This is a genomic window from Leptolyngbya sp. ST-U4 (assembly GCF_039962215.1).
Taxonomy (GTDB): domain Bacteria; phylum Cyanobacteriota; class Cyanobacteriia; order Elainellales; family Elainellaceae; genus Leptolyngbya_A.
In genome coordinates this window covers 154,537-175,677 of record NZ_JAMPKZ010000006.1, presented here as the reverse complement: position 1 = coordinate 175,677, position 21,141 = coordinate 154,537, and the positions used below count along the sequence as shown (strand labels likewise).

Annotated in this window: 19 protein-coding genes; 12 read left to right on the top strand and 7 right to left on the bottom strand. The window is 52.8% G+C overall.

The genetic code is table 11. From position 1 onward, the window contains the following. Window positions 1–20 precede the first annotated feature (20 nt). Window positions 21–3,887 carry a cobaltochelatase subunit CobN gene (cobN, locus tag NDA02_RS12405; RefSeq protein ID WP_348255038.1) on the bottom strand — a complete coding sequence of 1,289 codons (3,867 nt, stop codon included), beginning with the start codon at window positions 3,885–3,887 and terminating at the stop codon, window positions 21–23. A gap of 509 nt (window positions 3,888–4,396) precedes the next feature. Here cobN and NDA02_RS12400 point away from each other — a divergent pair. The 3 genes from NDA02_RS12400 to NDA02_RS12390 all read left to right on the top strand — a co-directional run bounded on the left by NDA02_RS12400 (window position 4,397) and on the right by NDA02_RS12390 (window position 8,191). Beyond that, complete coding sequence (locus NDA02_RS12400; protein ID WP_190792028.1) at window positions 4,397–5,074, top strand: sugar transferase; 678 nt, start codon at window positions 4,397–4,399, stop codon at window positions 5,072–5,074. A 195-nt stretch (window positions 5,075–5,269) separates the two neighbouring features. Beyond that, window positions 5,270–6,349, top strand: coding sequence for an ElyC/SanA/YdcF family protein (locus NDA02_RS12395; RefSeq protein ID WP_190792027.1), 1,080 nt, complete (start codon window positions 5,270–5,272; stop codon window positions 6,347–6,349). 84 nt (window positions 6,350–6,433) lie between these two features. Continuing rightward, entirely contained in the window at window positions 6,434–8,191 is a 1,758-nt protein-coding gene (locus tag NDA02_RS12390) for an ABC transporter ATP-binding protein (RefSeq protein WP_190792026.1), read from the top strand. A 60-nt stretch (window positions 8,192–8,251) separates the two neighbouring features. On the opposite strand, the gene yidD is transcribed toward NDA02_RS12390, so the two are convergent. After that, window positions 8,252–8,482: a membrane protein insertion efficiency factor YidD gene (gene yidD, locus NDA02_RS12385; protein ID WP_190792025.1), complete on the bottom strand. Its 231-nt coding sequence runs from the start codon at window positions 8,480–8,482 to the stop codon at window positions 8,252–8,254. Between the two features lie 114 nt (window positions 8,483–8,596). Further along, window positions 8,597–9,175: a leucyl/phenylalanyl-tRNA--protein transferase gene (aat, locus tag NDA02_RS12380; RefSeq protein WP_190792024.1), complete on the bottom strand. Its 579-nt coding sequence runs from the start codon at window positions 9,173–9,175 to the stop codon at window positions 8,597–8,599. Window positions 9,176–9,265: 90 nt separating this feature from the next. Between aat and NDA02_RS12375 the strand changes: the two genes are divergently transcribed. Beyond that, entirely contained in the window at window positions 9,266–9,598 is a 333-nt protein-coding gene (locus NDA02_RS12375) for a hypothetical protein (RefSeq protein WP_190792023.1), read from the top strand. Window positions 9,599–9,863: 265 nt separating this feature from the next. Here the strand turns inward: NDA02_RS12375 and NDA02_RS12370 are convergent, their stop codons facing one another. Beyond that, window positions 9,864–10,112, bottom strand: coding sequence for a hypothetical protein (locus NDA02_RS12370; protein WP_190792022.1), 249 nt, complete (start codon window positions 10,110–10,112; stop codon window positions 9,864–9,866). On the opposite strand from NDA02_RS12370, the gene NDA02_RS12365 reads away from it, so the two are divergent. Both NDA02_RS12365 and cobT read left to right on the top strand, forming a co-directional pair. Further along, complete coding sequence (locus NDA02_RS12365; protein WP_190792021.1) at window positions 10,111–10,938, top strand: DUF2232 domain-containing protein; 828 nt, start codon at window positions 10,111–10,113, stop codon at window positions 10,936–10,938. The genes NDA02_RS12370 and NDA02_RS12365 overlap by 2 nt on opposite strands. Window positions 10,939–10,940: 2 nt before the next feature. After that, a complete protein-coding gene (gene cobT / locus NDA02_RS12360) occupies window positions 10,941–12,074 on the top strand; it encodes a nicotinate mononucleotide-dependent phosphoribosyltransferase CobT (RefSeq protein ID WP_190792020.1) in 1,134 nt (377 codons plus the stop codon). Window positions 12,075–12,197: 123 nt separating this feature from the next. Here cobT and NDA02_RS12355 read toward each other — a convergent pair whose 3' ends face one another. Further along, window positions 12,198–12,575, bottom strand: coding sequence for a hypothetical protein (locus tag NDA02_RS12355; RefSeq protein WP_190792019.1), 378 nt, complete (start codon window positions 12,573–12,575; stop codon window positions 12,198–12,200). 225 nt (window positions 12,576–12,800) lie between these two features. On the opposite strand from NDA02_RS12355, the gene NDA02_RS12350 reads away from it, so the two are divergent. The 3 genes from NDA02_RS12350 to NDA02_RS12340 all read left to right on the top strand — a co-directional run bounded on the left by NDA02_RS12350 (window position 12,801) and on the right by NDA02_RS12340 (window position 14,764). Next, window positions 12,801–13,370 carry a phycobiliprotein lyase gene (locus NDA02_RS12350; RefSeq protein ID WP_242067340.1) on the top strand — a complete coding sequence of 190 codons (570 nt, stop codon included), beginning with the start codon at window positions 12,801–12,803 and terminating at the stop codon, window positions 13,368–13,370. Continuing rightward, a complete protein-coding gene (locus NDA02_RS12345) occupies window positions 13,351–13,533 on the top strand; it encodes a hypothetical protein (RefSeq protein ID WP_242067339.1) in 183 nt (60 codons plus the stop codon). The genes NDA02_RS12350 and NDA02_RS12345 overlap by 20 nt, the downstream gene beginning before the upstream one ends. Window positions 13,534–13,597: 64 nt before the next feature. Further along, window positions 13,598–14,764, top strand: coding sequence for an extracellular solute-binding protein (locus NDA02_RS12340; RefSeq protein ID WP_190792018.1), 1,167 nt, complete (start codon window positions 13,598–13,600; stop codon window positions 14,762–14,764). Here NDA02_RS12340 and NDA02_RS12335 read toward each other — a convergent pair. Continuing rightward, entirely contained in the window at window positions 14,742–15,314 is a 573-nt protein-coding gene (locus NDA02_RS12335) for a hypothetical protein (RefSeq protein ID WP_190792017.1), read from the bottom strand. The genes NDA02_RS12340 and NDA02_RS12335 overlap by 23 nt on opposite strands. Before the next feature lie 438 nt (window positions 15,315–15,752). Between NDA02_RS12335 and NDA02_RS12330 the strand changes: the two genes are divergently transcribed. After that, entirely contained in the window at window positions 15,753–16,061 is a 309-nt protein-coding gene (locus NDA02_RS12330) for an NIL domain-containing protein (protein WP_190792016.1), read from the top strand. Window positions 16,062–16,132: 71 nt separating this feature from the next. Next, a complete protein-coding gene (locus tag NDA02_RS12325) occupies window positions 16,133–17,530 on the top strand; it encodes a TldD/PmbA family protein (protein WP_190792015.1) in 1,398 nt (465 codons plus the stop codon). Between the two features lie 130 nt (window positions 17,531–17,660). On the opposite strand, the gene NDA02_RS12320 is transcribed toward NDA02_RS12325, so the two are convergent. Beyond that, a complete protein-coding gene (locus NDA02_RS12320) occupies window positions 17,661–19,067 on the bottom strand; it encodes an IctB family putative bicarbonate transporter (protein ID WP_348247150.1) in 1,407 nt (468 codons plus the stop codon). Between the two features lie 1,047 nt (window positions 19,068–20,114). On the opposite strand from NDA02_RS12320, the gene hetR reads away from it, so the two are divergent. After that, on the top strand, window positions 20,115–21,014 hold the full coding sequence (gene hetR, locus NDA02_RS12315; RefSeq protein ID WP_190793033.1) for a heterocyst differentiation master regulator HetR: 900 nt from the start codon (window positions 20,115–20,117) through the stop codon (window positions 21,012–21,014). Window positions 21,015–21,141 lie beyond the last annotated feature (127 nt).

The following is a 21,141-nucleotide window of genomic DNA, read 5'->3' as shown; positions in this document are numbered from 1 at the left end:
CTGTAGGGTGGCAATTGAACTCAGAAACCTGTTGAACTCAGAGCTTCGATCGTCCCTTCTGTTTCATGGACAAGCGATCGAAGCTGTTCTAATGTTTTGGAATCAGCCTCGTGCCACAGCCCGCGTTGGTTAGCTTCGAGTAACCGTTCTGCCATATCGCGCAGTGCCCAGGGATTTTTTTGCTGAATAAAGGCCTGCACGGTCGGGTCAAATAAGTATGCCTCGGCAATGCCCTGATACATATAGTCCTGGACGCAATGCGCTGTTGCATCGTAGGCAAACAAATAATCGACCGTGGCTGCCATTTCAAACGCGCCCTTATAGCCGTGCCGCATCACGCCCGCGATCCATTTGGGATTGACGACCCGCGATCGATAGACTCTGGCAATTTCAGCTTCCAGACGACGCACTTTCGGATTTTCGGGCAGGGCATGATCGCCAAAATAAACGGTCGGATTGCTGCCTGATAGGGTTCGCACTGCTGCTGTCAGGCCCCCCTGAAACTGATAATAGTCATCGGAATCAAGCAGATCGTGTTCGCGGTTGTCTTGGTTGTGCAGCACGATTTGCATCTGACGGAGTCGCTGCTCAAACGCTTCGGGCGCAAAGCTTTCAGTTTTTCCGGTGTAGGCGTAGCTGCTCCAGTTCAGGTAAGCCTGCGCCAGGTCGCGATCGTCTGTCCAGTTTTGGGCATCGATTAAGCCTTGCAGTCCGGCTCCATAGGCTCCCGGTTTTGAGCCAAAGATGCGGTAGTGAGCGCGATCGATCGCCTGTTCCATCGAAAGTCCGGTTTGCAACCCGTTTTGAGCGTCCTGCTGAACCTGGGCAGCAAGCGGATTTTGCTCTGGGGATTCCTCCAGGGCTGCGACAGCAACGATCGCCTGCTGAAACAGATCAATTAGATTCGGGAAGGCATCGCGGAAAAAGCCAGAGATCCGCAGCGTTACATCCACTCTGGGACGACCTAGCACCGACAGCGGCAAAATCTCGAAATCGACCACGCGACCTGAAGCTCCTTCCCAGACCGGCTGTACGCCTAGCAACGCCAATGCTTCGGCAAAGTCATCGCCCCCGGTTCGCATTGTGGACGTGCCCCAGATCGAGAGAGCCAGCGTGCGCGGATATTCGCCCTGTTCCTGGGTGTATTGCTCGATTAGCGTTTCTGCTGCTTTGCGTCCCACATCCCAAGCCGTCATGGTGGGAATGGCGCGAATATCGACCGAGTAGAAATTTCGTCCGGTGGGCAACACTTCAGGACGCCCGCGTGTCGGTGCGCCCGATGCTCCGCTCGGCACATAGCCGCCCGATAGCCCATGGAGCAGATGCGTGATTTCGCGATCGGTTTGTTTCAGGGCAGGCAGCAGGGTTTTGGTAATCCAGTGCAGTTCTGTTTGCGTGGCGGGCAGATTGGCGGAAATGGGGACGGATTGTAATAGGGATTCGATCAACGCTGCTGCCGCTGTTTCCAGAGCTTCGATCGCATCGCCGATCGTGCGCCACTCGCAAGAATTTTGGCGTTGCTGAATCGGGGAATGAATCGTTGAGTTAGACCGCGTTGAGCAGCCCCCTGAAGGGCTTAATACTGGTGGACTTTGATGATTAAGAGATTCTATTAAAATTGCTGGATCTGCCGTGAGCGGATCAAAGGGTAGCTCCCAATCCTGAGCAATGGCACGAGTCAGTCCAATTCGATCGCGTCCGGGATGGCGGGCGATCGACACAATCAAATCCCGCAGCTGTCGCCCTTGAGGACAACTGCCGAAAATATGCAGCCCGTCGCGAATTTGCGCTTCTTTAAGTTCGCAGAGGTAGCCGTCGATTCGGGTGAGGAGTCCGGTGAAACGATCGTCAGCAGAGGGGGTTTGAGTGCCCGATCGCAGTGCGAGATCCCGGTCTAAATTTGTCTGGTCGATCAGCGTGAGAATTCGATCCCGGATCAGCGATAAACGGGACGGATCGAGGCTTTGCGCTTCGTAATATTCATCCATCAGCGTTTCAAGCTGTTGAAGCCCACCATAAAGTTCAGCGCGGGTCAGGGGTGGGGTGAGGTGATCGAGAATGACGGCTTGCGATCGGCGTTTTGCTTGAGCACCTTCGCCCGGATCATTCACAATAAACGGATACAGGTGGGGCATCGCGCCAAACACTGCTTCAGGATAGCAGGAGGCAGAAAGAGCCGTTCCCTTGCCCGGAAGCCATTCGAGATTGCCGTGCTTACCTACATGAACGATCGCCTGTGCGCCAAACTGCTGACGCAGCCACTCATAAAAGGCGAGATAGGCGTGGGGCGGCTCTAGGTCGGGGGCGTGATAGTTGAGCGATGGCTCCAGATCATAGCCTCTGGCAGGCTGCACTCCGACAAAGACTTTACCCAACTGCACTCCAGCGATCGGAAAGGCGGTTTCGGGGGAATTCGGGGAATCTGTTAGACCCCGTTGAGACAGTTCCGCCGTAGGACAATTCCGGCGATCGGTGATGCCTTGCTGTACAGGATGCGGCAGCGATTGAAAAAAGCGATTGTATTGGGGCAGGGTTAGGGATTGGCGCACTGGACGCAGGAGTTGTCCCTCTGGGTCGTTCGTTACCGTTTGGGTCAACAGCGCGATCAGCTCGTCCCCAGATTGGGGTAGATTTTCAACCCAGTAACCCTGCTGCTGGAGAGCTTTGAGGATGTCAACGCAGCTTTGAGGCGTGTCCAGCCCGACGCCATTGGCCAGTCTGCCATCGCGGGTGGGATAGTTTGCCAGGATTAACGCGATACGGCGATCGATTACAGGGGTTTGGCGTAAACGCACCCAATTCATGGCCAGGTCTGCCACAAACTGAATGCGATCGGCTAGCGGCTGATAGCCCACCACATCGGTTTCCAGGATGGGATGGCGTGCCTCAACCGCTTTAAATGACACGGCACGAGTAATAATCCGCCCATCGACTTCAGGCAGAGCCACATTCATCGCCATATCGCGAGGAGAGAGTCCGCGAGTTTGCTCGATCCACTGGGCCTGTGTACCGCTGCTGAGAATTACCTGCAACACCGGGACATCAAGACGCTGCCATAGCTCAACCTTAGGCGTTTCGGCTTCCAGACGGGCAAGGGAAAAGCTTGTTGCATTCAGCAAAACCTGAATCGGGCATTGGTCCTGAAACCAGTTCAGTAGCTCTGCCTGCACCTCGCCATCCCGCAGCGAAGAAACAAACAGGGGCACAGGTTCTAAACCTCGATCGCTTAACGCCTGACAAAGCGCATCGATCGGGGCAATGTTGCCTGCGAGATAATGGGCACGATAAAAGAGAATTCCGGCTTTTGGGGCATCCAGGGCAAGGGGCTGAGGCAGCGGAAAAGGATAGCGTCCGACTCGCGGAATCGATCGCGGCAGGTCGGGCTGATAATCGGTCTGGCAAGCAGTATCCGCCAGAAATTTGAGCGCGTTGACCATATTTTCTACGCCGCCTTCGGTGAAGTATCGCCAGAGTCGATCGACCGCCACCAGCGAAGCCGTTGAATGGCTGCACAGCTCTGGGTCGGGTTTATCATCCCCAGGCAGCACAAACAGCATGGCTCCTGTTTCCTGTACTGTTTGCTTGACCACCTCCAGCCCATAAGACCAGTACGATCGTCCCCCCAGCAAGCGCAGCACAATCGCCTTTGCCTGAGATAAGACCTGTTCTGCATAGGTGTCGATCGTCAAATGCTGCTGAAGCTGAAGCAGATTCACTGCCCGAATTGCCGGAAACCCTTCGGAAAGCTGAGAAGTTGCCGCAGCAAGCACCTGAATATCGGTATCAGCCGCGGTCAGGTACACGATCGGTGCAGGCGACTGCTCGATAAAAATGACTCCTTCTGTCTCTGGAGTCCAGCCTCCTGGCTGAGTTGCCAAACGGTGCATACAAAGCCCTTCAACTTTTTTGTGAACAAACTTTTCTAATCTGCTTTTCTGAATTGCCCGATTGCTCGATCTATTCCTCAGTCTATTCCTCGCCTACGTGCTGCTCGTAGCGGGATATGAAGTGGCATTACTATTTCTAAAAAGTCCCTATTCTTTTAGTTTGCAGATGGGTATGGTTTTCAAGACGTTTTCAGGACCAATACTGTGACTTTTGATGCAGCAACCGGGTAAGTCGCTGTAAGCCAATCCACCGAAATTAAAATTTCATCGGTAGAAAATATAAAAAAGAGAACCAACATCTGCTGTCTTCATCTCAGCTTCACAAAACTCTAGGGATCATTCAGTATTTCTACAGAACTAAAAAGCTTTTGCAAAGAAGCGAATTTCCCTCGATGCTTGATATGCCGCGATTTTATACTTCAGGAATAAAATGGTAGTCGTTTTGTCCTAGACACTTCTCCTAGCCACTTCCCTCGTCACTCACCTAGACATTGTACGGGCTTCTAAGCATGACTGACTCCGTGATTCAGCAAGCAGGGCACTCTATTTCCCTTCCTATAGGGCTGCAAGTTCAGGCTCCTCACCCCTCTGCCTCTTCAGTCATTAAGCGCATGATCGATATTGTGGGGGCGATCGTCGGGCTACTCCTGCTCGCCTTGATGTTTATTCCGATCGCCGTGGTCATCAAGCTAGACAGCCCTGGACCAATTTTCTTTCGGCAGGAGCGATTTGGCTTACGGGGCAAGACGTTTACGCTGCTCAAGTTTCGATCGATGGTGCAAAACGCCGATCAACTCAAAGCCCTGGTTCAAAACGAAGCAAAGGGGCTTATCTTTAAGAACGAGCAAGACCCTCGGATTACTCGTGTTGGGCAATTTCTGCGAAAGACCAGCCTGGATGAGTTTCCCCAGTTCTGGAATGTACTGATGGGCGATATGAGCCTGGTTGGAACCCGTCCGCCGACCCGCGATGAAGTCAGCCGCTATGCTGATCGGCACTGGCTGAGGCTCAACGTTAAACCAGGGCTAACCGGAGAGTGGCAGGTCAGCGGACGTTCTGCCATTAAGGACTTTGAACAGATTGTTGAGCTGGATCTGCGCTATCAGCAACGCTGGCATCCGCTCTATGACTTGCAGTTAATTTTCCAGACGATCGCCGTCATTCTGAATCGATCGGGCGCATATTAGTCCAGATTCTTGATTTTGAGTTCTCACTACGTTTTCCAGGAAGTGATAGCCCTTGCCGTTTGGTAGGGGCTTTTTTTTAACCGTTTGTACCGAGTTTGAGTACATTAGAGCAGGTCTCAATTCGATTACCCCCAGCGGGGAACTCCCCACTCGATTCGCTCCACTTGGTTATGCTCTGCCGCGATAACAAAGCCCATGTTTGAACTGATTACGCAACTGCTGCTCCTGACTGCCATCTTTTTTATCGTTCGCTACGTTCTGCAAAATTTTATCGATCGTCGCTATCTCACCTGGTTGGGCGGGATTGTGCTGGTGCTGCTGCTGGTGCTGGCGTTTCTACAGCCGACCAATCGCACGGTTGGGATTTTGTGGTCGTTTATTGCCTTTTTCCTGCGACCGTTGGGGCTATCGCTGGTGCTGCTGGGTGCGGCAATGCGAAAGGGCTTAAAGTCGGTGGATGGAGGACAGGTGCTTGCCGCTTTCTTGATTTTGCTGATCTTTAGCTTGCCGCTGACGGCATACCTGCTCACGGCTCAAACCGAGCAGCGAACCGTGCTAGAGGCAGTGCAGCGTCAGGAGGCATCCAATCCTCAGGAAGGGCAGGCGATCGTCGTACTGGGCGATGGGGCATTGCCCTCTGACCCGTCTTCGCGAATTCGGACCCAGATCAGCAACACCACAGGCGGTTTGAGCGTTAATCTTCAGTCGCGGCTACTTTATGCGGCTCAGCTTTATGGAACTCGCGTGGCACGGGGCAACACCCCACTGGTGATCGTCAGCAGCATTGACGGCAATAACGAAGCGGTTAACAGCGATCAGAGCATCCGGGCACTGTTGACGGCGAATGGTGTGCCCAACGATCGGATTCAGATCGATCGCAATGGGGTTGATCCGCGCAGCAGTGCAGAAGCCGCTCGCAATATTTTGACCACAACTGCCGGGAATGGGAACTGTCGGCTATTTGCGGTTTGCGATAACAATGCCAGTCCGGTTCCGGCTCCTGCCACGGCAGGTCGGGTTCCGATCGTCCTGGTGGCTCCTACCCTCTCGATCCGGCGAACTGCCTCGACTTTTACCCGGCTCAACTTTAGCGTCATTCCTCGACCGACTGATTTTTATGTGTTTCAGATTCAGCGCGGACTTCAGTTTGCCGCCGTCACCGATATTATCCCTAGTGCAGAGGCGTTGGTGATTACGACGCGGGTGGTGGATGAATACCTGGCAACAATTTATTACTTCCTCAGAGGTTGGCTGGCTGACCCCCTGACCGTTTAAGCTGCGGAAAAAGGAATCAAAACGATAGACTGTGAGTGATGCTCGCTGCTCTGCTGGGTGCTGACTTATCTGGCTTCCGTAACTATGGCTGACTCCCGTTCCCGCTTCAAAAAACTGCTGTCCTACATGCGCCCCCACTGGAAAGGTGCGGCGATCGGGATTGCTTCGTTGGTCGTTGTGAACTGGCTGTCGGTGCAGATTCCGCTGCTGATTCGCGATGGGCTGGATGAGCTTCAGCAGAATTTTAATTTCGATCGCGTCATCTATTATTCGCTGCTGGTGCTGCTGCTTTCGTCAATTATGTGGCTGGCGCGGATGTCGTCGCGGATTTTGCTGTTTGGCGTGGGGCGACAGGTAGAGTTTGACCTGAAGCAGCAAATTTTTCGCCATTTGTTGGGACTGGAACCGAGCTATTTTGCCATCAATACCCCCGGAGATCTGATTAGCCGTGCGACGAGCGATGTTGATAATATTCGCCGTCTGGTGGGTTTTGCGGTGCTGAGTACGGTGAATATCATCCTGGCTTACGCGCTGACCCTGCCCGCGATGCTGTCGATCAACGTTCGGTTGACGCTGGTGGCAGTTGCCGTGTATCCGTTGATTCTGGCGTTGGTGCAGCTATTTAGCCAGCGACTGCGAAACTACCAAATGAACGTGCAGCAGGAAACCGCAAGCCTGAGTGACCTGATTCAGGAAGACATGAGCGGCATTGCCCTGATCAAGATCTATGCCCAAGAAGACAACGAGCGACGCGCTTTTCGTCAGCTAAACCATAAGCTGTTGCGGGCAAATCTACGGCTTTCCAAAACGCAAAACACCCTGTTTCCCCTGCTGCGAGGATTGGCAAGTGTGAGTCAGTTGGCACTGCTGTCGCTGGGCATTGGGGCGATCGGCAACAATACGCTGTCCGTCGGGGACTTTGTGGCGTTGTTACTGTTTGCAGAACGGCTCGTCTTTCCCACAGCTCTGCTGGGCTTTACGATTACGGCATTTCAGCGCGGGGAAGTCAGTATCGATCGTCTCGAAACCATCCTCTCCACCGCACCCCGAATCCATGATGTTCCTGATGCGATCGGGCTAAAACGATCGGAAGTCCGGGGAGAACTGCGGGCAGAAGAACTGAGCTACACCTATGGTGGGGCAAAACAGCCTGCGCTCGATCGCGTGAAGTTCCTGATTCGTCCGGGCGAGACGGTGGCGATCGTAGGGTCGATCGGTTCAGGTAAAAGTACCCTAGCCAACGCAATTCCGCGCCTGCTGGAGATTGAACCCGGTCAGCTTTTCCTCGACGGGCACGATATCACACAGATTCGTTTGCAGGATTTGCGATCGGCGATCGCCTATGTGCCGCAGGAAAGTTTCTTGTTCAGCACTACGATTCAAAACAACATTCGCTATGGTGATCCCGTGAGCGAACAGCCTGAGGTGGAATACGCGGCAAAACAGGCACAAATCCATACCGAAATTCTCAACTTTCCGCAGCAGTACGAGACGATCGTGGGCGAACGCGGCATTACCCTTTCTGGTGGTCAGCGACAACGAACTGCGTTAGCCAGAGCTCTACTCACCGACGCGCCCGTGCTGATTTTGGACGATGCCCTTTCCAGCGTAGACAACCAGACTGCCACTGCAATTCTGCACAACCTCTCCGAGGGAACTCGCCGCAAAACGGTGCTGTTTATCTCTCACCAGCTCTCTGCGGCTGCGACTGCCGATCGGATTCTAGTGATGGATCACGGGCGAATTGTGCAGGCAGGTAGCCATTCTGAGTTAATCGCTCATTCAGGACTTTATCGCCAGCTCTGGGATCAGCACGAATTGCGGGAAGTGCAGGCAAGCTAGCCGCTTAAACTGGGCGACAGACTTTACAAGAAGGAATATTGCAACCCTGTAGCCAAACTCTCATTCTTCTAGCACCTGTTTAGGCGGAACCGGATCGTAGCCGCCCGGATGAAACGGGTGACAACGCAAGATTCGCCGCACGGTGAGCCAGCTTCCCTTAATTGCGCCAAATCGCTGAATTGCCTCAATGCCATATTGTGAACAGGTCGGCTGAAAGCGGCAGGAGGGCGGAAACAGGGGTGAAATTAAAAGGCGATATGCCTGAATGAGCCAGATCAAAACTTGCTTCATATCTTTAGTTTATTTCAGTCAACTCTATACAGCTTTCCCCTCTATTAAGGTACGAGGGGGTGGGGACACAGCTCCTGCACCCCCCTTCTCTGTACTTCATCTGCCTGAAAAAGGCTATATCAGCGAGCAAGGCTGCTGGAGTGCCCGATTCAGCAAGTTTTTGTATTCTCGATCGCCAATCAAATACGCTCCAAATCGTTCTAAATGAGGGTTCGTCATCTGAGCATCAAATAAAGTGAACTGGCGCGATCGAAGCCGTTCCACTAATTTCACCATCGCTACTTTTGAGCCTTCGGGAATGCGGTAAAACATGGATTCGCCGATAAAGGCTCCGCCGATTACCAGTCCCAGGATTCCGCCTGCCAATTCGTTACCCTGCCAGGTTTCAAAGCTGTGTGCCCAGCCTGCCTGGTGCAGTTCCTCATAAATTTGCTGAAGTTCGCCAGAGATCCAGGTGGTTTCACGATCGGCGCAGCCTTCGACGACTTCTGCAAAGGCACGATCGACCGCAACGGTAAAGCGATTTTGGTTAAGGACGCGTTGAAGCGATCGGGGGTAGCGAAACTGTTCATCTAGGGGAATCAGTGCCCGCTTGCGGCTACTGTACCAGTCGAGATTGCCCTGCTCGTCTGCCATCAAGAAATAGCCCTGAGCATAGCCAGCCACAATTGAGTCAATGTCATAGCGAGTCATAACCCGACGCTTCGCTTTAGGATGATCTCAACGTACGATAACCCAGGAAGGTAGGATAAACATATCGATTTGCGAGTGAGGGAAGCGACGATGGCTGAACCAATCCCACCCGTGACACTGCCGCCCGCAAGCAATGCTGAGCAGGAGGGTGAATGGCTGAAAGCGTCTTTGCATCGCTGGCTGGATGAAGAATTTTTGCCGGAAGCGGTGAATCATCAAATTGCGGCGAGAGCAGCCCAGGTGTTTGTGCGCCAGCGCATGGAAGGGGAAAACGATGTGGGATCGCTGGTGATTGCGATCGTCACCGAAATGCAAGGATTTGACTTTTCCCGGAGTTTCTACAGTGAGTTTGCAGTTGCCAATGCGGTTAGCGATTTGCTGCTTGATAGTTTAGGAATCGATCGCTGCTGCGGGCAGGGCTAGGACGGGAATTCAAGGCTCACCCAGGAGTGGCTTGCTCTCGTTTAGATCTTCCTAAACCCCAAAAGGAGCTTTGAGTGGTTCAGTTTTCCTTCGTGAGCAGTTGAGTTTGGTTCTTTCCTTCTGGGAGGGGAACTGGGGAAGATCTCAGCTTCTACAATACTTACCAGGAATTTAGAACGATCGCTCTTTCAAATCCGCTCTTTTAAGTAAGGTCACAAGTAGGACTAAAGCTGCAATGGTAAACGTTGGATTTGGCTGGTTTGCGCTAATCCTGGTTTTGCTCCAGATTTTTCTGCTGCTGTGGTTCATCGATACGCTCAGGAGCATCAAACTCTATCTGCGCGACATTCGCGATCTTTTGCGGCAGTCCACCCGGAACCCAAACTGAGAAAGCCAAACTGAGAAAGCGCAGCGTCAGGTCGCTGAGAAAGGCGATCGCTCCAGAAAAGGGAACTGCTCCGCATCGACCGGGAGAAACGATAGAGTAGATCAGCGATCTCTTCTGGTACGGCATGAGTGACTCTTTAGCAGGCAACCCGGCAGACCCCAAAGGCAATCAAATTTCCAGTGGGTCAAATTCTCCTCATTCGTCGGCAGACGACCTGGAACGGGAATTTGCCGAAGTCGAAGCCAGCCTGACGATCGATCGAGATTCGCCTGCTGCCAATGCCCCAACGCCAGATCAGCCGATCCGAGTCATGACCCCCACGCTGGTGATGGTCGAGACAGCATTTCTTGCCAGCACTGCGAGTTTAATGTGGCTAGTGAGCTATTACCTCAGCATCGGACCCTGGATGCGGATTTTGTTTCCGCTGCCGATCGCCCTTGCCTATCTGCGATGGGGATTCCGGGCTTCGTGGATGTCGGCGGTGGTTTCTGGGCTGCTGCTGTCGGTGCTGATGGGTCCATATCTCAGCATTTTGTTTTGTGTACCTTATGCGTTTCTGGGCGTGCAGCTTGGGGCAATGTGGCGACGCGGTTCTCCCTGGCTGCCCTCGATCGCGATCGGCACGATCATCGCCATGTTTGGCTTCTTTTTCCGGTTAGCAATTCTCTCGGTGTTTCTGGGCGAAGATCTGTGGACTTATCTCACCAATCGCATTACGGATTTAATCCAGATCGTGCTGACCCGCCTGGTCAATTGGGGCTTCGTGGGCATTGATGTGCTGAGCCAAACCAATGTAACCGTCGTGCAAATTGCCACGATCGCGATCGTGCTACTGAGCGATCTAGTCTATCTCTTCACCGTGCATCTGGCGGCATGGCTACTGCTGAAACGACTGAATAACCCGATTCCCGACCCGCCGCACTGGGTACAGGTGATTATGGACGAAGAGTAAGCATGCTCCGCCTCTACACCCAACTGAGTCAAACCCAAGCCTGGATCGATCGCCACAAAAGAAAACTTCCTCAGTTCGCCTGCGTGCTGGGCTTTACAGAGACGGGGCTAATTCCGGGGATCTCGGCGGCGGGAGCAACACCAGACGATCGGCAGTTTACAGCGATCGCTGATGCAGAATTTCTATATCACGGAGTGCAGGCTCAGCCCAAGTTTCCCTTGCCGCCGCTGGTTGCTGGGGCTTCGCCAACATTGATTACTCGTGCGATCGTGGCAAAGCTTCAGATTCCGACCCTGATCTTGAATGCGGGACTGCCCAAGCCGCCAACGGTTCCGGCAATCGATTTAGGGGGAATGCCTGCCCGGTGTTTGACAACTGGGAGGGCGATCGATCGGGCTGTCGTTCAGCATTTGTTTCAGCAAGGGCTGCGCTGGGGAGAGAAGCTGGCAGCACAAAATCCTGCAGGCTACCTGATTCTGGGCGAATGCGTGGTAGGCGGCACCACAACAGCTCTGGCAGTTCTAACAGGCTTGGGCTGGCAAGCCGAGGGAAAAATTAACAGTAGCCATTCCACCTGTAATCACCCACAAAAATGGGCGATCGTGCAGCAGGGACTCGATCGCTGGAAAACTTCGACTTCCTCAACTCCCTTAACTTCCCCGGCTCCCTTGATTCACCCGTTTGCGGTCATTGCTGGGTTGGGCGACCCGATGCAAATTGTCGTGGCGGGAATGACGATCGCAGCCAGCCGGACCTGTGGGGTGTTGCTCGCAGGGGGGACACAGATGCTTGCCGTGTACGCGCTAACCCAATCGATTGCCCTTGCCGAAAACCTCTTCTGGCAGCCAGAACAGGTGGTGGTGGGTACAACGCGCTGGGTGGCTGAAGATCCAACCGGAGATACAGTGGGGTTAGCTGCTTTGCTAGAAGCTCCTTTGCTGGCGACGAGTTTAAGCTTTGCCAATTCTCGCTATGCTCAACTGCGAATCTACGAGCAGGGATACGTCAAGGAAGGCGTGGGAGCCGGAGGCTGTGCCATTGCTGCCCATTTATTTGCAAACTGGAGCCAGCATCAACTGCTGGAAACGATCGAATTTTTGATGGATGAACAGCGATCGATAGAAAGTTTCGGCTAGAAATTCCACGGGTGAACTCGCCTTCACCGCAATCTTCGTAAAAGCGAATGCTAGATAAGAGTTTCTCTAGTGAAGAACTACTGCAACGTGACTGAAAAATAAGCTGAAATTTGTCGCTCCGGCCTAGTGAACTCGCTTGGATAAAAGCTGTTCTTCGAGGGCAGCAATGCGATTATAAGCGGCGGTCAGTTGGGCGGTCAGGCGTTGAATTTGCATTTCTGTCGAAAGGGTTCGATCGCTAGAACGCGCTTCAGAATCTGAATAGCTCACATCTTCCAAAACATCTTTGTGCTGTTCAATACTGTTCTCCAGCACCAATCGGTTGGAATAAAACGATCGTGAACCGTTTCCACTGCCTTGGAGAAACTGATTCCGATTTTCTAACACCCCTTTGAGCGTGGTTAAAATCTCAGCAGTCTGATGGCTTAACTGCTCAACAATGTCCTGGGTAGCGTCAATCTTGAGATGTAGTGTCGCTACCTGTTCCTGGAGTAAATCCATCTGACAATCTGCCTTATTTCTTAAACGTGCTTACATCTTAGGGAATGAATAGTTCAATTAAGCAAGATTCCTGAATCATTTAACGTTTTGACAACTTCTGATTTATTCTGGGGGAAGATTTTGCATTACAAATTAAAAGGCTCTTGAGGAATATTATTTCCAGTGCAACTTGCAGGAAAACGGTCAACCTGATTTGATCTAAATATCTTTTCGCTTGATGCCTCAATGCTCAGCTTCCAAGACTTTTTTACTGCTTGTGCAGGTACTTGGCAGACTGAAAGAACGTATCACTCTGTCTTAACAGGTGAAGTTGAACGCTCTTATACTGAATTTCGCGCCGATACGCTTGATCAATCCGAAAAACAGCGAATTTTAATCAGATCACCGGCTCAGCCCGGTCAAGTTGCCGAACAAAGTTTTTCTGGAATTCAAATTGCGATCGATCGCCTTCTGCAAAGTCCGCTGAGCTGGTTTGGCTTTGCGATTTCGTTTGCGACTCGCTCCGAAACGGGCGAAGAAGTTGCGATGAGTCTAAAAGCTTTGTTTATGCCCGACGAGTTCGTGCTGACCCAGCCCAAAGCCGTGAAGCCCATGCCTCTGCCTGTAGCTGCCCAGGTTCCGCTCGATCCGGCAGGAGAAATGATTCAGGGATTTTATCTGCGCGACCAGGGCTACTATCAGCCAGGAGCGATCGCCGGACGCTTCACTTATCAGCCCACCCGCCAAACGCTAGAAATGACGACCTACTACAAAAGCTCGATCGCCGTTGATCTAAATGCGATTCATCCGCCCTGATCTGCGCCTGCGAACGATCGTCACCTACCAGCGACCCGAAGACGATCAAATCCCTGCGTCTGTGGTCAGCCTGGTTGGATTCGTTCGGTATGGAACACAAGCAGCCTTAAACCCACTTTCCATTGCTCAATCCATTCATTGCGATCGGCACAATAGACAATAGTAAAGAAGACAATAGAAGACAACAGTAAAGACAACCTCACCCCCTTATTCCTTTACCCCCTTTCATGAACCGCCGATCGCTCCTCATCGCCGCCGGAACCCTGGCAGTCAGCTATTCTCTCACCGGATGCAGCCCCGCAACCAACGCCGATCTGCGCGTCAGGCTCCTCGAAAACTCTATTCCGGCAGAACTGCTTAAAGCGTTTCAGCGGCAGGTTGCCCGCGACAAAAATCTCAAATTGCTGCCCACCAGTCAGCTTGCCGACCTGTTTAAGCTGCTGCAAACTTGGAAGCCGCAAGCCACATCGGAGCAACCTACTGCTGGACTCCCATTTGTGAATAGCCGCCGAACCGTCCCGGTTGCTGACCTGGTAACGCTGGGCGATGCGTGGCTAACGAGCGCAATTCAGCAAGGATTGATTCAACCCATTCAAACTGCCAATCTCACTGACTTTCAATCTTTACCAGACCCCTGGCAAGCCTTTGTCCGGCGCGATCGCCAGGGACAGCCTACCCCCAATGGCGAAATCTGGGCAGCTCCCTACCGAGCCGGAACCCTGATGATTGCTTACCGCCATCAGGAATTTGAACGACTGGGCTGGACTCCTCAAGACTGGCAGGACCTGTGGCGATCGGAGCTACGCAGAAAAATCTCTCTGCCCGACAGTGCCCGCGCCGTAATTGGACTGACGCTCAAGAAACTGGGGCAATCGATCAATCGCGACGACCTCAATGCCGTTCCCTCCCTTGAAGCAGAACTCAACGCTCTTCATCAGCAAGTCAAGTTCTACGGCTCCACTAATTATCTACAGCCGCTCCTGCTGGGCGATACCTGGGTTGCGATCGGCTGGTCCAGCGAAATTCTGCGAATGGCAAAGCGCGATCGACGAATTCGCGCAGTTGTTCCCCCCAGCGGCACGATTTTGACCGCAGACCTGTGGGTTCGTCCCGCAACCGCAGCCGCCGACTCCAGCCGCCAAACCCTCGAAAACCAGTGGATTAGCTTTTTCTGGCAGCCCCAGGTTGCAGAGCAGCTTTCGCTCTTGAGTCTGGCAGCCTCGCCTGTATTGCTGAAAAGCGATCGATCTGCCCTGCCCGAAGCCCTGCGCCAAAATCAAACCCTGTTGCTGCCCCAGAACAGTCTGGACAAAAGCGAATTTCTGCTGCCCTTACCCGATCGGACGATCGAGCAGTATCGCCAGCTCTGGACTAAGGTGAGGTTGCAGGGGTGATCAGAGGCGCGAGCGGATTCAGAAACGCATTGGGAGTCGCAGGCGAAAGAAAAATTCGACAGGTCGGAGCATTGCTCGGACAGATATACGCCCCCAGCAATTCCCCCCGACCATTAAACACCCGCGTACTGTAGCCAAACTCTTCTGACACCCGCCCAAACCGCAACAAAAAACCATACTGTGCCAGGTAATCCGTATTGTTCCAAACCTGCTGATTCACCAGCAGATCCACCCTCGGCGGCACATCCTCCCTTCCCGGAAACGCAAACCAATATTCCAGTAAATTTCCCCCATACTGCTGCTGCGCCCACCACAGGCTCGGAACCGTCAGCCCGGTCTGGGAAATCGTTTCCGGCGTAACCACTCCCTGATTGATTAACTGCTGCCGTTCCTCCGGCAAGTTGAGAGACTGAATCTCCAGCGGATCGGTCAGCAGCAGCACGGTCTCATCATCCACCGCGATCGCCCTGCCACCTAGCAGCCCTGTGCCTAGCATCAAGCTAACGACCCCATAGAAGAAACTTGTCTTCCATTGCGGCCTGATACCCATTGCCCTATTCCTCAGCATTCCTTAAACCTCTTGCCCAGTACCTAAATTCGCCAATTTTCCAATTCCAAAGTAATTACTAATTAAAATTTCTTGGGTCTCTAATCCTGGGTCTCTAGTGACTTCACACCTCCCACAACCTCCAGCCTCTCGTCATGCAATCGGCTTCTGGAAGGGTTTGGGGGACACAGTCGTTTGCTGAATTCGGGGAGAGCGAACGAGCGCCTTTTCCTCCGGCTCCTGCAAGACCTTACTCCCACTGGCTAACCTCCAGTATTTTCTCACTCCAGCCTTGATCCAATGATCGCCCCCTAGAAAAATCGTTCCATCCCGACTACACTAAATTAAGTCTCGTAAGCCGACCGGTTTATCGTAGATTAAATTTTTCCTCAAATTAATCCTAAACCTCTGATCGCAACTCCTTTACCTTTCTGAAAAGCCATGACCTCACTCAAACCCTTCAGTTCTCCCCACGCTGTCTCTAGCCCCGACGATCGCCAAAACGCCCAGACTCGAATTCGGCTTCGCATTCCAAAACGCTATCAGCAAGAGCCAATCATCTCTAACCTGATTACCCAGCACGGCTTAACCATCAACATCCGGGCAGCCCTACTTGGCGCAAACGCCCGTGAGGACGGCTGGTTTGACCTGGAACTGCATGGACCCAGTATCCAGATTGAGAGTGCGCTGATGTATCTCAACGACCTCGATCTTGAGATCTGGCACGACAACAACGAGGATGGCTGGTAGCCTGATCGTTCCTGACAACAACTCGTGCCCCGCTGAGACAAAATAGAAACAGTCTCGATCGCGGAATCCCTATGGCTACCCAACTGGCTGATGCAAAAAATCTGCTCGCTGATCTCATGGCGCGCTATCGATCGCAGGTCGATTACCTGGCGATTCGGCTCGAAGAAGCAGAAGGAACCGACATTCTCCTGCGCGGCAACCGCATAGAAACGCTAAGTGAAGGCATCTCAATCGGTGGTCAGGTTCGTGCCTGCTACAAAGGCGGTTGGGGGTTTGCCAGCTTTAATCGCCTCTCTAGTCTTAAAGACCGAATCGAAGAAGCGATCGCCGCTGCTCGTCTGGTGGGCGACGAAGAAACCCTGCTGGCTCCGGTCGAGGCAATTCAAGACATTCGTCAACTGCCGCTTACCGGAACCGACCCCCGCCAGATTCCCCTTGTGCAAAAGAAAGCTCTGTGTAGCCACTATGCTGACATTCTGAGAAGTGTGGACGCTCGCATCGCGACAACCTCAGTTCGATACGGGGACAGTGCTCAGCGCATTATTCTTGCCACCTCCGACGGCACGATGATCGAGCAATCCTGGGTTGATCTGGAAATGCGCTTTGCCGCCACTGCCCGCAACGGCGAAACCGTCCAAACCGGACGAGAAACCACTGGATCGCGTAAAGCTTATGAAGATCTAGAGCAACTCGACCAACAGGTGCAAAGTGCTGCCCAACGCGCTGTCGATGCGCTGGTCCTGCCTCCGGTCAAAGGCAACACCTATACAGTCGTGATTGATCCCATCCTGTCGGGCTTGTTTGTCCACGAAGCCTTTGGGCATTTGTCCGAGGCAGACATGATCTACGAAAATCCAGATCTGATGGAAGTCATGACTGTTGGGCGGCGATTTGGTCCGCGTGATCTGCAAATTTTTGACGGGGCAGCTCCAGAAGGGCATCGCGGCAGCTATTTCTACGACGACGAAGGCGTACCTGCCACTACTACCCAGCTTATTCAGGACGGCATCCTGTCTGGAAGGCTTCACTCCCGCGAGACCGCAGGCAAACTTGGCGAAACCCCCACCGGAAACGCACGCTGCCTTAGCTACCACTTTCCGCCGATCGTCCGAATGACCAACACCTGGATCGCACGCGGTAGTACTCCGGTCGGTCGCTTGTTTGACGGCATCGAGGAAGGCGTTTATGCCCGCAACTGGCTCGGTGGCATGACCAACGGCGAAATGTTTACCTTTGCTGCTGGGGAAGCCTGGATGATCCGGAACGGCAAACTTGCAGAACCCGTGCGTGATGTCAATCTCTCCGGCAATGTGTTCACTACGCTGGCAGACATTGAGGCGATCGGCGATGACTTCTACTGGGATGAATCGGGCGGCTGCGGCAAGGGCGGACAAAGCGGCTTACCCGTCGGCTGTGGTGGTCCGAGCCTGCGAATTCGTGATGTCGTAGTGGGCGGCGAAGCTGAGTAAGCCTATTGCTTAGCCAGAAGGAGATTCAGTAGGGGCGGTTCGCGAACCGTCCTTATTTTCGAATCCCCACCTTATTTTCGAATCCCCACTTCAGTCCCACAGCTTTATCCCTTGAACCGACCCCGCCAACTCACTGCGAATCTACCTTAGAACCTTCTGCCGCATCAACGGGCTGAGAAAATGGGTAATAGCTTGCCACGATCGCCACCATTAGCCACCACAGCGTACTCACCTGCGGACGATACCAGACCGTATCCACCAGTCCGTGTGCCAGCATTCCCACCATCGTTGCCAGAGCCGCAATCAGCCAGAAGCCTTCCCGATTGGCAGACTGTCTAAGCTTTTGAAGCTGGAGCCATCCCTGATTCAACGTCACCAGCAGTAGCCACAGAAAACACCCCAGCCCTAGAAATCCGCCTTCCACTGCAAGTTCGAGGAACACCGAATAGGCACTGAGAGCTGTGAATCCAGTCTCCTGATAGCGCGGATACACTCGGTTAAACGCATCGTTGCCGGGACCGATCCCCAGCACCGGATAATCCTTGATCATGCGGATCACGGCAGTCCAGACGTTAATCCGAAAGTTATTGCTGCTGTCTTCTCGCCCAACAAATATACTCATCACCCGATCGCGCAGCGGATCAACCACGATTACGGCAAGCGTAACCAGAACGGCAAATGCCCCCAGAACGATCGGCAGTGCCCAACGTCGCCAAAAGCGCGGCAGGTAGACGCTAAACCAGTGAATCAGCAGCACCAGCAGCGCAAAGCTAGCAATCACAAAGCCAATCCATCCACCCCGGCTAAAGGTCAGCACCAGACAGGCAGAATGAATGCCCCACATCAGCAGTGCCAGCAATTTCGGTGTCCACCGCTTCCAGGCAAAAACGGCTGCCGCACTAAAAATTACCGCAGGAAGTAGGTAGGCAGCTAGCAGATTCGGATTTCCCAGATAGCTATAAACTCGCGTCGTACCCGCTAGAGTCGATTCCGGGTCAACCCAGGTTGCCAGTTCATCTGCGCCGAAAAACCACTGCCGCAAGCCAGCAATGCTCACAACCAGGGCAGTTAATAAATAAATGGCAATCAACGCCGATCGCACTCGCGCCGATCGCAGCACCCGTGCCAGCAGCGCAAACAAAACCAGGTACAGCGTTAGCTTTGTCCAGCCTTCGATCGCCGCAGTTCGCACTGGAGAGAGAGCCGTCGCGATGGTTACGACTGCCCAATACAGCAAAACCAGGAGGTGAATTGGCGTGAGTCCAGATCCTGATTCCGCATTGTCTGAAAGCGTCAGCAGCCCCCAGTAGCCCGCACAGGCAATCAGCAGCACGCCAATAATGCTGGTTGATAGAAAAGGAGCCAAACCATAGATCACGGCTGCTAGTAGCCCGCCGATCGGTTCTGCCCACTGCAACAGCCAGCTTCCATCGCGCCAGCGTCGCAAACTGCCGATCGGGGAATGGGCATAGCTCGATCGGCTCCACTGGGTTAAGGGTAGTCTGACCAGGGTGATCTGTTGCCAAACGGAATAGATGGGACTTGGAAGTTGCACGGCTACTTCTGGGTGATTTCCCCGATAAAACATCTCCCCGCCATTATCCTTAAAAGTCGCTCTTTTGCAAAAGCAACTGTAGGATTTCTCATTCCCTTGCGATCGAACACTCATTCCGATCGAGCACAATCAGACACAATCGAATACAAAGCGATTTGGCTCATCTCTGCCCGTTTTGCCGTCCTCCGTTCTGCCATCGATCGCTGTCCGACTGCCTTAAAATGCATCGCTTTGTTGAGTCGCGTGATAATTTTGCCTGTTGTGGGAATACTGAAAAATTTTCTTTTATCTCAAGCAGACCAAAGCAGAATTCAATCTTGTATAAAGTCGATCGAACTTTCCTGACCGATGGACATAGGGGACGTATTTGGGATTAGAAACGCTCATCTAAAGTCTCTCATGTTGACATCCTCGCTCCTTGTTTCGATTGGTTTTGTTGTAGCAGCCAGTTTTGTAGAATCCTCTTTGCTGCTTACCGGTCAACCTGGCATTCCTTACGCTGAAAAGGGCTTCATTCAAAGCAAGGATTTGCATCAAACAGAATTGATGGCAACATGCCTCGAAGGCGACCATCGAGGTAGCGGACGCTAAAACTATCTGTTCATCGTGCTGTTTAAGGCACTCTTGATTAGAGCAGTTGATTTGGAGCATTTGCTTTAATCGAAAGTGACAGATTGGTTTAAATTGTTTAGCGTGTTGCTTCATCAATTCCCTAGAAAAAGTAAAATTAATTGTAAATTTTTGAGCAAGACCATCAATTCGGGTATTGTGGCAGCAAATTTGCTGGCAAGATACATAGCATTCAGCTATTGCAGCGATAATTCCACAGATTTACAGAACAGTAAAAAGTACCAGTGTCTTCTAAAATGGTTTAGTCTTGCCCAAATAGACGCGTAAATTCGTTCTTGATAAATTAATAGCAGCAGAGCTGAAATAAAGTGTGCCAGATTACGGCTACACCGAGATGACCCCAGCGAAGCCTCTCGTTTTCCCTCTACGTATCCTCTTGCTCGATACCTTACCCAAAAGATGACGAACGATACCGATCTGATCAAACGTCTTAGTCCAAGTGCGATCGATCAGATCATGCTCTATTTAGCGTTTAGCGCAATGCGAACCGGAGGACACCGACACGGAGCCTTCCTGGATGCGGCAGCAACCGCTGCAAAGTGCGCGATTTATATGACCTATCTGGAGCAGGACGAAAACCTGCGAATGACAGGACACCTCCACCACATTGAGCCAAAGCGAGTCAAGGTCATTGTCGAAGAAGTCAGGCAAGCCCTGACCGAGGGGAAACTGCTCAAAATGCTGGGTTCTCAGGAGCCACGCTACCTCATCCAGTTTCCCTACATTTGGCTGGAACAATACCCCTGGCAACCGGGACGATCGCGAGTTCCCGGCGGTGGTCTTTCTAGCGAGGAGAAGCGACAGATCGAGGAAAAGCTGCCGCCAAACTTGCCAGATGCTCAGTTGGTCAACTCGTTCCAGCTTATGGAGATCATCGAATTTCTCCATCTGCGTTCCCAGGAAGACGTGCCGCCCCACGGACGAATGCCGCTTAGCGAAGCTCTGGCAGAACACATTAAGCGGCGATTGCTTTACTCTGGGACCGTCACACGCATTGACTCGCCCTGGGGAATGCCCTTTTACGCCCTGACCCGCTCTTCCTATACTCCCGCTGATGAGGAAGAACGCACTTACATCATGGTGGAAGACACTGCCCGCTTCTTCCAAATGATGCGAGACTGGGCAGACCGTCAGCCAGGGGTCGCCAGAATTTTAGAAGAGCTAGACATTCCGCCCGATCGCCTGGAGCAGGCACTGACTGAGCTAGACGAAGTCATTCGCCAGTGGGCAGATCGCTACCATCAGGCAGGCGGCGAGCCGTTTGTTCTGCAAATGATTGCCGGGGCAAAAGTCGAGTAGCCGCATTGAGCCGCATTAAAGCGGTAGACTCTGCTTCAGATCGTGTTGCGCATGCAGGAACAACTTGAGCTAGAAATGTTCTGAGATCCTTGTGATCGTCAGTTTGACCTTTGCTAAACTAGCGAGG